The organism is Enterobacter sp. RHBSTW-00175, assembly GCF_013927005.1.
Lineage (GTDB): Bacteria > Pseudomonadota > Gammaproteobacteria > Enterobacterales > Enterobacteriaceae > Enterobacter.
In genome coordinates, this window is record NZ_CP055930.1 from 501,754 (window position 1) to 515,386 (window position 13,633).

Below are 13,633 nucleotides of genomic sequence, written 5' to 3' on the forward strand. Positions count from 1 at the left end.
ACAACTCAGAGCACCTGGCCGAGAACCTGACGCAAATGCGCGCCAGAACCCAGCAGGCCTGGGTTATTGTGCACAATCAGGTACACCGGAATGTCCTGAACGTAGCTTCTGAAACGACCTTTGTCTTCAAACCCACCGCGGAAGCCAGAGGCTTTAAAGAAATCGAGGAAGCGCGGCACGATGCCGCCCGCAATGTACACGCCGCCGAAGGTGCTGAGATTCAGCGCCAGGTTGCCACCAAAACGCCCCATGATGACGCAGAACAGCGACAGCGCACGACGACAGTCGATGCAGGTGTCTGCCAGCGCGCGTTCGGTGACATCTTTCGGTTGCAGGTTTTCAGGCAGACGACCGTCAGACTTCACAATCGCACGATAGAGATTCACAAGCCCGGGACCAGAAAGCACACGCTCAGCGGACACATGACCAATCTCAGCACGCAGTTCTTCGAGAATAATGCCCTCTTCTTCGCTGTTTGGCGCAAAATCAACGTGACCACCCTCGCCCGGCAGGCTGACCCAGCGCTTATCAACGTGCACCAGATGCGACACACCCAGACCGGTTCCTGCGCCATAGACAGCAATCGGTTTACCTTCGACTGGGGCGGTGCCACCGAACTGAATCAGGTGTTCTGGCTTTAACATCGGGATCGCCATCGAAACCGCAGTGAAATCATTAATGATTTCAAGATGTGAAAAACCGAGGTTCTTTTTCATTTCTGCGATAGAGAATGCCCAGGTATGGTTGGTCATTGCCACCCAGTCGCCAGTAATCGGGCAGGCAATGGCAATACAACCGTCCTCAACGCTTATCTTATGCTCATCAAGATAGACGCGTACCACGGCCTCAAGGCTTGGATAATCCAGCCCTGAATAGGTCTTCGCCTGGGAAATCTCACCGGTGTTTACATCGCAGAGTGCAAGACGTGCGTTTGTCCCACCCACATCACCTACTAAAGCATACTTTGTCATTCTTCTACTGCTCCGCTAAAGTCAGAATAAATCTTTGGGACACTGTAAATTCAAGGCTGAATAACAACAACGACCTGAAGGCAGGCGCCCCAGGATTATCGATCTTCGTCACAGAATAACTTTACCGTTTCAGCATCTTTTGCACTATTGCCACAAAGTTGATTGTGCAAAGTAACACCATACGTTTTGTACAAGGAAATCATCATGCTCCACCCGCGAGCCAGAACCATGCTGCTATTGGCTATCCCGGCGCTCATCATTGGTATTGCCTCAAGCCTTGTGCTCATCGTCGTGATGAAGGTCGCGTCGGTGCTGCAAACGATGTTATGGACTACTATCCCGGCACAATTCGGCATCAACATCGACTCCCCCGTGTGGATAGTATTGATGCTGACGCTGACCGGTATTGCTGTAGGCCTAGTGATTCGGTTTAGCCCGGGTCATGCGGGGCCTGACCCGGCTCTGGAGCCGTTAATTAGCGCGCCCGTCAACCCATCGGCGTTGCCGGGGCTGCTCATTGCGCTGATTACTGGCCTTGCGGGCGGCGTTAGCCTGGGGCCAGAACATCCCATTATGGCGGTGAATATCGCCCTGGCGGTGTTTCTTGGCTCGCGTATCCTTCCTCGCGTTGGCGCGCTGGACTGGACTATCCTTGCTTCCGCAGGCACCATTGGCGCGTTGTTTGGTACTCCCGTTGCCGCTGCGCTGATTTTCTCTCAGACGCTCAGTGGCAATAGCGATGTGCCTCTCTGGGACAGACTCTTTGCCCCATTGATGGCCGCCGCCGCAGGCGCGTTAACCACCAGCCTGTTTTACCAACCGCATTTTTCACTCTCGTTGCCCCACTACGGGCAAATGCAGATTGCCGATATTTTCAGTGGCGCCATCGTGGTTGCCATTGCCATTGCACTGGGGATGGTTGCAGTGTGGTGCCTTCCACGCCTGCATCGCCTGATGCATAAGCTTAAACATCCGGTGCTGATGCTGGGTGTCGGCGGTCTTATTCTTGGCATTCTTGGCGCTATCGGCGGACCGGTAACGCTGTTTAAAGGTCTGGATGAGATGCAGCAGCTGGCCTTCAGTCAGGTGTTTAGCGTGTCAGATTATCTGCTGTTTGCGCTGGTGAAACTGGCCGCGCTGGTTGTGGCGGCAGCGTGCGGTTTTCGTGGCGGGCGTATCTTCCCGGCGGTATTTGTCGGCGTGGCGCTGGGGCTGATGCTGCACGAGCACGTGGATGCTGTTCCGGCAGCGATTACGGTGTCGTGTTCTATTCTGGGGCTGGTTCTGGTTGTGACGCGCGATGCATGGCTCAGCCTGTTTATGGCCGCCGTGGTGGTGCCAGACGCCACGCTTATCCCGCTGTTATGTATTGTGATGTTGCCCGCCTGGCTCCTGCTGGCGGGCAAACCGATGATGATGGCCTGGCGAAACGACAAATAATCAGGCTCTGTTGCGCGCCTCCAGGGCCTTAGTGATTGCACCAAGCAGCGGCGGGATATCGGCTTTCGGTAGCATGACCTCAATCAGCGAAAGCCGCTCGTGGTGCGCCACTTTTTCCAGCACGTCCGCCAGTTGTTCAACCTCGCTCACTCTCCAGCACTCGGCCTGCGGATTCAGGCTGAGTGCCTGCGGGATCTGCGTCCAGTTCCACAAGGCAATATCGTTGTACCGCTGCTCTGGCCCGTGGATCGCCCTTTCCACCGTATAGCCTTCGTTGTTTAACACCAGAATGATGGGCCGCTGTTTATCGCGTAGCATAGAGCCCATCTCCTGAATGGTCAGTTGTGCGGCGCCATCACCCGTAAGCACAATCACGCGGCGCTGAGGGCAAGCCGTCTGAGCACCAAATGCGGCGGCCAGCGTGTATCCAATCGATCCCCAGAGTGGCTGAACGATAAAATTCACATCAGAAGGTAAGCGCAACGAGAATGCACCAAAGGCAGAGGTCCCCTGGTCGGCCAGGATGATGTCACCGGGCCGGATAAAGGTTTGCAGCGTGCTCCAGAAACTTTCCTGGGTCAGTTCACTGCCCTGCGCCGTCGGTGAAAATGAATGATGAATAGCAGGTGCAACCGGCCCGGTAATGTGCTGTTTGCAAAGCTCGGCCAGCGTTTCTATCGCCTGGATCATCGGAATACCAGTAAACCAGATATCCCCCACGCGTGAAGCATGAGGCTGAACTTCGATGGTTTGCGCCGGAGTAAGCTGATGCGTAAATCCGGCGGTCAGCGTATCGGTAAAACGCGTGCCGATGCACAAGACCGTATCCGCGCCTTCAATGGCCTCTTTCGCGGCATCAGCACTTGCCGACCCGCTGTACGTACCGTAAAAGCCCGGCTGGCGCTCGTCAAAAATCCCCTTACCCATCAGCATGGTTGCATGCGCCATCGGTACCTCTTTCACCCACTTCTGAAGCGAGTGCTTCAGCCCGTGGCGCAGGACCAGAAAATCTGCCAGCAGAGCCGTTCGTTTGCTGCAGGCAAGCCGGTTCTGGGCAGCCTCACGAAATGCTTTAAGACAGCCATTATCCGCATGAGCAGGCTTAAAAGTGAGAGCGGTTACAGGCGGGGTGGCCGCTTTTTTTGCCACATCAGCGGGTAACATCAGATAGCCAGGACGGCGTTCACGCAGCATCGTGGTGAGTACCCGGTCTATTTCGTAACAGGCATTTTGTTCGGTAAGGATCGCCTGGGCGACAGTGACAGGCTCACTCATATGGTAAAAATGACGGAAGTCTCCATCACCCAGAGTGTGATGTAACAACTCACCTCGTTGCTGAGAAGCCATGCCAGGCGCACCCACAATGTGCAACACCGGAACATACTCAGCAAAGCTGCCAGCAATGCCGTTCATGGCACTTAACTCGCCGACGCCAAACGTCGTCAGCAGCGCGGCAAAGCCCTTACATCGGGCATAGCCGTCAGCGGCGTAAGATGCATTCAGCTCATTTGCACAGCCCACCCAACAGATATCCGGGCTGTCTATCACGTGGTCGAGAAACTGCAAATTATAGTCGCCTGGCACGCCAAACAGATGATCGGCTCCACAATCTGTAAGACGGTCCAGCAGGTAATCGGCGACGCAGTATGGGGTACGCATGACAGGTATCCTTCTTATGTTGACCTCACTTTGAGTATTAAAGAAGCGTGATGGCTGTCCAGAATTGGCAATAAGATGGACATGGAAAGAATGCTTTACAAAAAAGGCTGCGTTATGCTCTTTTTCTTCACGCGAATGTAAACGTATACACTCGTTTATCTTTTTAGCACCAGAGGTCACGAGAATGGGTTATCAGCCTGACAAAAATCGTTATCAGTCAATGCAGTATCACCGTTGTGGACAGAGCGGGCTTAAATTACCGGCCATCTCTCTGGGGCTTTGGCATAACTTTGGTGACACCACGCTCATTGAAAACAGCCGCCAACTTTTACAGCGGGCCTTCGATTTGGGCATCACCCATTTTGATCTTGCCAACAATTACGGACCACCTCCTGGCTCAGCCGAGCGCAATTTCGGGCGCATTTTGCAGGAAGATTTTTTGCCCTGGCGTGACGAGTTAATAATTTCCACCAAAGCAGGCTACACCATGTGGGACGGCCCTTACGGCGACTGGGGCTCACGCAAATATCTGATTTCAAGTCTGGATCAAAGCCTTAAGCGTATGGGGCTTGAATATGTCGATATCTTCTATCACCACCGCCCTGATCCTGAAACGCCACTTCAGGAGACAATGAAAGCACTTGATCACGTGGTGCGTCAGGGGAAAGCACTGTACGTTGGTTTATCGAACTATCCGGCGGAACTGGCGCGTAAAGCGATCGATATTCTTAACGATCTCGGTACGCCTTGTGTTATCCACCAGCCTAAATACTCCATGTTTGAGCGCGCGCCGGAAGAGGGATTACTGGACGTCCTGAAAGAGAAAGGTGTCGGGTGTATTCCCTTCTCGCCGCTGGCAGGTGGCCAACTGACTAACCGCTATCTGCACGGAATTCCACAGGATTCACGCGCGGCGAGCGGCAGTAAGTTCCTTAACCCCGACCAGTTAACCGAAGAAAAACGGTTAAAGGTCGTCGCGCTGAACACGCTGGCGGAAAAGCGCGGCCAGAAACTCTCGCAAATGGCACTGGCGTGGGTATTGCGCCACGATGCGGTAACGTCCGTACTGATTGGCGCGAGTAAAACGTCGCAAATTGATGATGCGGTCGGGATGCTCGAGAATCGTCATTTCTCCCCACAAGAGCTGACCACCATCGACGATATTCTGAACCGGTCAAATTAAAACCATTTTTAGCAAAACGTGCTCTTATTTGTGATTTAGGAGTTGAGGCGATGAAACGGGGCTTTACCGCCCCGTAATATTGCGTTAACAGGCCGCACGACGGCCCCGATCGTGAAGGAGAAGAGTATGTTCAGGTCACTGATTCTGGCTGCGGTTTTAATGGCTGCGGCACCGCTGGTTGCAAATGCGGGCGAAATCACCCTGTTGCCATCAGTAAAATTACAAATTGGCGATCGCGATAATTACGGTAACTACTGGGACGGTGGCGGCTGGCGTGACCGTGATTACTGGAATCGTCATTATGAATGGCGTAGAGATCGCTGGTGGAGACATGATAATGGTCGCCATCGTGGCTGGGATAACCGTAAAGCCTACGAGCGCGGCTATCGCGAAGGGTGGGACGACCGTGACGATCGTCGCGGAGGATGGGGTCGTGGCCACGGCCATGGTCACCACCACTAAAACAGAAAGGAGCCTGTTGGCTCCTTTCTTATTTCTATAATCCCAGTATCGTCCCGACCAACAACCACAGGTTGAGCGCCACCACCACAACCACAATGGCCCAGCCAGTGCGTTTCACAAGCGTAGTGTTCACCAGATCGCCCATCAGGGATTTGTCGCTGGTAAAGATCAGCAGCGGAACCAGTGCCAGTGCAATACCAAAGCTCAGCAATACCTGGCTCATTACCAGGATACGCGTTGGATCAAGCCCCATCAGGATAACGATAAATGATGGCAGCATGGTGACTGAACGGCGCACCCACAGCGGGATGTGAAAGCGCACGAACCCCTGCATCACCACCTGCCCTGCCAGGGTTCCCACCACGGTCGAAGACAGGCCCGCAGCAACCAGACTCAACCCAAATACCGTGGCAGCCGCATGGCTCAGCAAGGGTTCCAGCGTCAGATACGCCTCATCAAGATCGGCAATGCCCGTGTGCCCGTTAAAATGAAACGCGGCGGCGGCAGTTGCCATCATCGCCAGATTCACAAAACCGGCAATCGTCATTGCGATACCAACATCCCATTTGGTTGCGGAATAACGCTGCTGGCGCGTCCCGCCGTGCAGGTGCTGCGTTAAAGAAGAGTGAAGGTAAATCACGTGCGGCATTATAGTAGCGCCCAGAACGCCCGCAGCCAGGAATACGGCTTCAGAGGTTGGCAGGCTTGGGATAACCATCCCTTTACTTAACTGCGCCAGGTCAGGCCGCGAAAAAATTAACTCAACAATATAAGCCGCAGCCACAAACAACAGCAGACCACCAATCACTTTTTCAAGCGGCTTTTGCCCACGACGCTGCAACATCAGGATAAGGAAAGTCGCAATCCCGGTCAGCACCGCGCCCTGTAACAGAGAAACGCCCAGTATCAGTTTGAACCCGATAGCCGCCCCGATAAATTCAGCCAGATCCGTTGCCATTGCAATGATTTCAGCCTGGATCCAGTAAAGCCAGACGGCGGGACGCGGATAATGGTCGCGGATCTGTTCTGCCAGGTTTTTACCCGTGGCGATCCCAAGCTTTGCGGAAAGCATCTGAATCAGCATTGCCATCAGGTTCGCCCAGACGACAACCCACAGCAACTTATAGCCGAAGCTCGCCCCGGCCTGAATATTGGTCGCAAAATTACCCGGATCGATATAGCCAATGGCAGCAATGAACGCAGGTCCCATTAATGCGAACCGCAACTTGCGCGCTGCTCTGCCACTGCTACCCTCTACGCGACTGTTTGTCATTTCTGCCTCTGGAAATATAGCCTTTGCTATGTTTGATGCTAACAAAATGAGAATGATTATCAAGATCATTTAAAACGTTTTGAGTGATTTCTCTGATAGCTTTGAACGATAGAAGGGCAGCTTCGCTGGTGCGACCCCACAGAATGTGGATTCGCGCAGTCTTTTGTGAAGCGTAGCACACAAACTTAACTTTTCACTAATTTACTCAACATAACAAAAATGTATTGTTGATCACTATTTTTGAGACTCGTCACAGGATGTGACTATAGTGTGGCTTTGATCTCGTTTTCTTTACGCTTGTTACATAGAATGTGCACGGAAATTAAACCTGCCTCAAATTTGGAGCAAATATGGACCGCGTCCTTCACTTTGTCCTGGCACTCGTTGTCGTTACTGCGCTTGCATTGCTGGTCAGCCATGACCGCAAAAAAATCCGCATCCGCTATGTTGTTCAGCTTCTCGTCATTGAAGTTTTACTCGCGTGGTTCTTCCTGAACTCCAACGTGGGGCTTGGCTTCGTGAAAGGCTTCTCCGAAATGTTCGAAAAACTGCTCGGATTCGCCAACGAAGGGACTAACTTTGTTTTCGGTAAAATGAACGACGAAGGCCTGGCATTCTTCTTCCTGAAAGTGCTGTGCCCTATCGTCTTCATCTCTGCGCTGATTGGTATTCTGCAACACATCCGTGTTCTGCCTGTCGTTATCCGCGCTATTGGTACTGTACTGTCTAAAGTCAACGGTATGGGCAAACTGGAATCCTTCAACGCAGTAAGTTCCCTGATCCTGGGTCAGTCTGAGAACTTCATTGCGTATAAAGACATTCTGGGCAAAATGTCCCGCAACCGTATGTACACCATGGCAGCCACGGCAATGTCTACCGTTTCCATGTCTATTGTGGGCGCGTACATGACGATGCTGGAACCGAAATACGTTGTTGCAGCTCTGGTTCTGAACATGTTCAGCACCTTTATCGTGCTGTCTCTTATCAACCCATACCGCGTTGAAGAGGGCGAAGAGAACCTCCAGATGGCAAATCTGCATGAAGGTCAGAGCTTCTTCGAAATGTTAGGTGAGTACATCCTGGCAGGTTTCAAAGTTGCGATTATCGTTGCAGCTATGCTTATCGGCTTTATCGCGCTGATTTCTGCATTGAACGCACTGTTCGCTGCGGTTCTGGGTATCTCCTTCCAGGGTATCCTCGGCTACATCTTCTATCCGATTGCGTGGGTAATGGGTGTTCCGGCAAGCGAAGCATTACAGGTTGGTAGCATCATGGCCACCAAACTGGTTTCCAACGAATTCGTTGCGATGATGGATCTCCAGAAAATTGCCGGCACGCTCTCTCCGCGCGCTGAAGGTATTATCTCTGTGTTCCTGGTTTCCTTCGCCAACTTCTCTTCTATCGGCATCATCGCGGGTGCGATTAAAGGTCTGAACGAAGAGCAAGGTAACGTGGTTTCTCGCTTCGGTCTGAAACTGGTTTACGGTTCTACCCTGGTGAGCGTACTGTCTGCTTCTATCGCAGCACTGGTACTGTAATCCGGATCGAAAACAAAACCGGGAGCCTGTGCTCCTGGTTTTTTTATGCCTGCAGTTCGCTAAGCGCCAGAGGTTTACCCAGCAGATATCCCTGCAAATAGTCCACGCCAAAGCGGAGCAACATCTCGCGCTGTTCCGGCGTTTCAACAAATTCGGCAACCACACATAACGACTTCGTTTTCGCCAGATTGCAAATTGACTGCACAATCATTGCATCCATGCTGTCGCTACAGATATCTTTTACGAAACAGCCATCTATCTTGATGATATCGGCCTGAAGTCGCTTGAGGCGCTCGTAATTGGCATATCCTGTGCCAAAGTCATCAATCGCAATACGGAAACCGTAGTCCCTCAGTTGCTGAATGTTCTTGATACTGGTTTCTGAATTCGAGAACGCCTGCTCTTCGGTTATCTCAATCACAACAGCATGAGGCGGAACCAGATAGTGTTCGAAGAGCGAGATAATTTCGGTCGCGACCTCTTTTTGCATCAGCGTCAACGGCATGAGGTTAACGGAAAACCGGGTTTTGTCATGCAATACCGGGTTATCACGCAGCCATGCCAGTAAGTTCTCAACCACGCTCAGGTCGAACCGATGACTCAGGTTGAACTGGGCAATCAGCGGGATAAAACGGTCAGGCGTAATGATTTCACCATCACTCTCGAGCCGCGTCAGGATCTCGTGATAGCCCTTTCCGGCAGCATTCTGGATCGGCTGGGCGTACAAGCGGATACCGCCCGCGTCGAGGGCGCGTTTGATACGCCCCAACATCAGCACTCTATCGGTGGTTTGCCCTGAAACAGTTTCAAGGCTGTTGGTCAGGGCCAGCACATTATGCGTTGCACAAGACTGTTCAGAGAGCCAGCTTAGCTGCCCCAGGGTGTGATGGAGTTTTTCACCGTTTTCAATTTCGCCCCATGATGCACCAAACTCAATATCCAGCCCGGTGTTGTTCCAGAAAATTTTACGGCTGTTCAGCTGATCAACCATATGCTGCAAGCGTTCAGCCGTTCCCGGCCCCAGCAGAACCAGCACCAGTTCGCTGCCTGGCAGTTGGAATAGTTGTTCATCTTTCTGCATTAGCGGCTGGAGGGAGGCCGTAATCATGCGCTTGCAATGCACACGCATGAGAATGCCGTAGTGGCGACTCAGGAACTCCAGGTTGTCCATCCGCAGGCAGCAGATCTTCGCATCAGGATGGAGATACAGGTAATCCTCAAGCGCACGAATGTTGGGCAGACCCGTTAGAGGATCGGTTAATGCCCTCTTCTGCCAGCCTTGTTTCATCCATTCACTGTGTCGATAAATCCTCGACATATAGAGCAAACAAATAGCAAAAGAGATCAGCACCGACAGGATAAAGGAGAGGGAGTATCCCGATTCCACCCCATTGAGAAAGTTATAATTGTACGTTAGCAGTAAGAGTGCCGATGTCGCCCACAGCAGCGAGATAACCGCATAGCTCATGCGGCTGATCCCAAGCGTAAAGAGGATAAAGATGATTGGCATTAAATATCCCGCAATTATCGGTGACTCCAGTGGAGCACACAAAACTGCAACAATAAACACCAAAACCATTAGCCAAATTACTCTATAAATAGGTTTTTTATTCAAGAGTAATGGTTTAAGACTCAGCCGCCAGAATGCTACTGCATACCGGGGACTAATTATCATTCTTAAGGGGTAATAGAACATCATTGTAAATATGAGCGCCGCACATATCAGACTTTGAATATCAACAACGTTATAAATTGCACTACCTTCGCCGAAGTAGGTGGAGATAGTCACAGGAAAATCAAATAAGTAGCCAGCCAGATACATCGATAGCTTAATGCCTACCGGAACCATAAATCCGAGCCAGAATATACGAAGACCGATGTACTTATTGGGCACACTGTGGCGCCAGCGCTTGCCCAACACCAGACGGATCACACCACAAGCGGCAAAGACGGAGAAAGTCTGACAAAACAGCAAAACTAAATATTGTAGCGGTGCTAAATTAATGCTGTAAATATTAGTAGCAGTAAAACTTAACAGGATGGGAATAATTGCGCGGCGGCCAAACAATAAAATCACGGCCAGCATTACACTTAATGGTAACCATGCCAAATAAACATCATGACCGTTAACTATTGCTCGCGGTGAGATATAACGAGAAAACGGAACCGCAATCAGACAAAGCAGCAACGCTATCATAAATATCTTTACATTATTGACATTTTTACTGTTCATTAAGGTGAATAAACTATTTTCCGCTATTATTCATTGACCGGACGGATAATATGTTTATTAATTGCGCGAAGCAAGATCAAGTCTATAAATAGACCGCTTTCTTAAGCTGGATTGAGGCGAAGTATAGGAAAACACCATCACTTGCAACAAAAGCCGTGCGTGGATGTTACAAAAGCATAAAAAAACCCCCGTCTTTCGACGAGGGTTTAAATTTTGGTGGAGCTAAGCGGGATCGAACCGCTGACCTCTTGCATGCCATGCAAGCGCTCTCCCAGCTGAGCTATAGCCCCACATGTTACTTTACATACCGCACTCTGTTGGGTTCAGAGTTTGGTGGAGCTAAGCGGGATCGAACCGCTGACCTCTTGCATGCCATGCAAGCGCTCTCCCAGCTGAGCTATAGCCCCATCGTAAAGCTGTCATGTTGACGGGCGGCATAATATGAATTCCGCCGCGGAGTGTCAACGGCAAAATCGATCGCTTTGAACCAATCGTCGAAAAATCATGCAAATGAATCACTTTGCGTACCTGCTCGCAGTCAGGAGTTAAGCCTGTCACGTTTTCACGTAAAACGGTGCTATAAAATGAACCACTAATTAACCCTACTATTATTCAGGCAATTGCATGATCAAGGAACGAATGACGCCAGAAGAGTTAGCCCTGCTCACTGGCTATAGCCGCCAGACCATCAATAAATGGGTACGCAAAGAGGGTTGGATTACATCGCCTAAGCCAGGAGTACAGGGTGGCAAGGCGCGGCTGGTGCATGTCAATGAACAAGTTCGGGATTTTATTCACAGCGCTCGCCGGGCGTCGGACACACCTGATATGCCTGAAAACCATGACCGTTCGCTGCACACGTTACTTCTGACGCTGGCAAATGAAATGACGCCGGATGAGCAAAAGCAGCTAACATCTCTGTTACTGCGGGAAGGGATTACCGGATTATTGCAACGTTTAGGGATACGCGAACAGAGCTGATATGAAAAGATTACGCAGTAAAATGACGACCGAAGAGTTGGCCGATAGTTTAGGTGTTGCCCGGCAAACCGTTAATCGCTGGATTCGGCAGCAAGGATGGAAAACGGAAGGCATTAACGGGGTAAAAGGCGGACGCGCACGGTTAATTCATATTGATGCCCGCGTTCGCGAGCATATCATGAGCATTCCAGCCATCCGTAACCGCCAGGCTATCTATCAACTGGCAGAAGCGCCCTCTTTATACGGGGAACCAAAATCGTCTGGCTTACTTCCCCAAATCATCGACTCTCTTGAAAATTTAACGCTGATTGAGCAAGAACGACTTCAGGTATTATTGACCCGGGAAGGTCTTCAGGGATTTCTTACCCGCCTCGGAATTACTGAATTGCACGCATAAAAAACGGCAGGTTTCCCTGCCGTTTTTCTTACCTTACGCGCAATTACTGCTGGCTTTCACGCTCAGCAATAAAGCCCAGTGCTTTGTTAATACGCGCGACGCTGCGTGTTTTACCAATAGCATGAACGGTGACATCCAGTGCAGGTGACTGACCAGCGCCTGTTACTGCCACGCGCAGAGGCATCCCCACTTTACCCATGCCCACTTCCAGCTCATCGGCGGTCGCCTGAATCACGTGGTGAACATTTTCAGCGGTCCACTCGGTAATCGCCGCCAGTTTGTCACGCACGACTTCCAGTGGCTGACGCGCAACCGGACGCAGGTGTTTCTTGGCCGCATCGGCATCAAACTCGTCGAACTCTTCATAGAAGTAACGGCAGCTTTCGGCGATCTCTTTCAGCGTTTTGCAACGCTCGCCAAGCAGTTTCACCAGTTCCGCCAGCTCAGGGCCAGTGCGGGTATCGATGTTTGCCTGTTCGATGTGCCATTGCAGGTAAGTCGCAACGTACTCTGGCTGCATGGTGTTGATGTAGTGGTGGTTCAGCCACAGCAGTTTATCGGTGTTGAACGCACTGGCGGATTTGCTGACCGCGCCCAGGGAGAACAGATTGATCATCTCTTCACGGCTAAAGATCTCCTGGTCACCGCTGGACCAGCCCAGGCGAACCAGGTAGTTCAGCAACGCTTCCGGCAGATAGCCGTCATCACGGTATTGCATTACACTAACCGCACCATGACGTTTAGACAGTTTTTTACCGTCGTCACCGTTGATCATAGAAACGTGCGCATATACCGGGACAGGCGCATTCAGTGCTTTCAGGATGTTGATCTGACGTGGGGTGTTGTTGATATGGTCTTCACCACGGATAACGTGAGTGATTTCCATATCCCAGTCATCTACCACAACGCAGAAGTTATAGGTTGGCGAGCCGTCGGTACGACGGATGATCAGGTCATCCAGCTCCTGGTTGCTGAATTCGATCGGACCACGGATCTGATCGTCAAAGATAACAGAACCTTCCTGCGGGTTGGCAAAACGCACAACACAAGGCTCATCCACAGCATGTTCGCTGTGGTCGTGGCGGCAACGGCCGTCGTAACGTGGTTTTTCGCCATTCGCCATTTGCTCTTCACGCAGAGCATCCAGACGTTCTTTAGAGCAGTAGCATTTATATGCCGTGCCCGCGACCAGCATTTCATCAATCACGGCGTTATAGCGGTCAAAACGTTTGGTCTGGAAATACGGGCCTTCATCCCATTCCAGATTCAGCCAGTTCATCCCATCCATAATGGCTTCGATTGCTTCCGGCGTGGAGCGCTCGAGATCTGTGTCTTCAATACGCAGCACGAACTCGCCCTTATTGTGGCGTGCGAAAAGCCAGGAATAGAGAGCAGTACGTGCACCACCGACGTGCAGATAGCCTGTCGGGCTGGGCGCGAAGCGAGTTTTGATTTTCATGAAATGGCCTTACGTTATAAAGATGCCGGCAATCGGC

Annotated in this window: 11 protein-coding genes and 2 tRNA genes; 6 read left to right on the forward strand and 7 right to left on the reverse strand. The window is 51.4% G+C overall.

The genetic code is table 11. The annotated features are described in order from the left end of the window. Positions 1-5: 5 nt before the first annotated feature. Positions 6-971 carry a glucokinase gene (gene glk / locus HV107_RS02355; RefSeq protein WP_182061920.1) on the reverse strand — a complete coding sequence of 322 codons (966 nt, stop codon included), beginning with the start codon at positions 969-971 and terminating at the stop codon, positions 6-8. A gap of 204 nt (positions 972-1,175) precedes the next feature. Here glk and HV107_RS02360 point away from each other — a divergent pair, with 204 nt between their 5' ends. Continuing rightward, on the forward strand, positions 1,176-2,411 hold the full coding sequence (locus tag HV107_RS02360) for an ion channel protein (RefSeq protein WP_182061921.1): 1,236 nt from the start codon (positions 1,176-1,178) through the stop codon (positions 2,409-2,411). On the opposite strand, the gene ipdC is transcribed toward HV107_RS02360, so the two are convergent. Continuing rightward, on the reverse strand, positions 2,412-4,070 hold the full coding sequence (gene ipdC / locus HV107_RS02365; RefSeq protein ID WP_182061922.1) for an indolepyruvate decarboxylase: 1,659 nt from the start codon (positions 4,068-4,070) through the stop codon (positions 2,412-2,414). It lies immediately after the preceding gene. Positions 4,071-4,254: 184 nt separating this feature from the next. Between ipdC and HV107_RS02370 the strand changes: the two genes are divergently transcribed. Then, positions 4,255-5,253 (forward strand): aldo/keto reductase, encoded by a 999-nt coding sequence (locus tag HV107_RS02370; protein ID WP_182061923.1) that lies wholly within the window; start codon positions 4,255-4,257, stop codon positions 5,251-5,253. 126 nt (positions 5,254-5,379) lie between these two features. After that, positions 5,380-5,715: a DUF2502 domain-containing protein YpeC gene (ypeC, locus tag HV107_RS02375; protein ID WP_182061924.1), complete on the forward strand. Its 336-nt coding sequence runs from the start codon at positions 5,380-5,382 to the stop codon at positions 5,713-5,715. Positions 5,716-5,749: 34 nt separating this feature from the next. Here the strand turns inward: ypeC and HV107_RS02380 are convergent, their stop codons facing one another. Next, complete coding sequence (locus HV107_RS02380; protein WP_182061925.1) at positions 5,750-6,988, reverse strand: Nramp family divalent metal transporter; 1,239 nt, start codon at positions 6,986-6,988, stop codon at positions 5,750-5,752. 350 nt (positions 6,989-7,338) lie between these two features. Here HV107_RS02380 and HV107_RS02385 point away from each other — a divergent pair, with 350 nt between their 5' ends. Next, a complete protein-coding gene (locus HV107_RS02385) occupies positions 7,339-8,526 on the forward strand; it encodes a NupC/NupG family nucleoside CNT transporter (protein ID WP_182061926.1) in 1,188 nt (395 codons plus the stop codon). A 43-nt stretch (positions 8,527-8,569) separates the two neighbouring features. On the opposite strand, the gene HV107_RS02390 is transcribed toward HV107_RS02385, so the two are convergent. From HV107_RS02390 to HV107_RS02400, 3 genes are all read right to left on the reverse strand, one after another. Beyond that, positions 8,570-10,759, reverse strand: coding sequence for an EAL domain-containing protein (locus HV107_RS02390; protein ID WP_182061927.1), 2,190 nt, complete (start codon positions 10,757-10,759; stop codon positions 8,570-8,572). Between the two features lie 214 nt (positions 10,760-10,973). Then, positions 10,974-11,049, reverse strand: a tRNA-Ala gene (locus tag HV107_RS02395). Between the two features lie 41 nt (positions 11,050-11,090). After that, positions 11,091-11,166, reverse strand: a tRNA-Ala gene (locus HV107_RS02400). Between the two features lie 217 nt (positions 11,167-11,383). Here HV107_RS02400 and HV107_RS02405 point away from each other — a divergent pair. Together HV107_RS02405 and HV107_RS02410 are read left to right on the forward strand one after the other, a co-directional pair. Continuing rightward, a complete protein-coding gene (locus HV107_RS02405; protein WP_182061928.1) occupies positions 11,384-11,740 on the forward strand; it encodes a YfeC-like transcriptional regulator in 357 nt (118 codons plus the stop codon). Position 11,741: 1 nt separating this feature from the next. After that, positions 11,742-12,137, forward strand: coding sequence for a YfeC-like transcriptional regulator (locus HV107_RS02410; RefSeq protein WP_182061929.1), 396 nt, complete (start codon positions 11,742-11,744; stop codon positions 12,135-12,137). A 43-nt stretch (positions 12,138-12,180) separates the two neighbouring features. Here HV107_RS02410 and gltX read toward each other — a convergent pair whose 3' ends face one another. Then, positions 12,181-13,596 carry a glutamate--tRNA ligase gene (gltX, locus tag HV107_RS02415; protein WP_182061930.1) on the reverse strand — a complete coding sequence of 472 codons (1,416 nt, stop codon included), beginning with the start codon at positions 13,594-13,596 and terminating at the stop codon, positions 12,181-12,183. Positions 13,597-13,633: the final 37 nt, after the last annotated feature.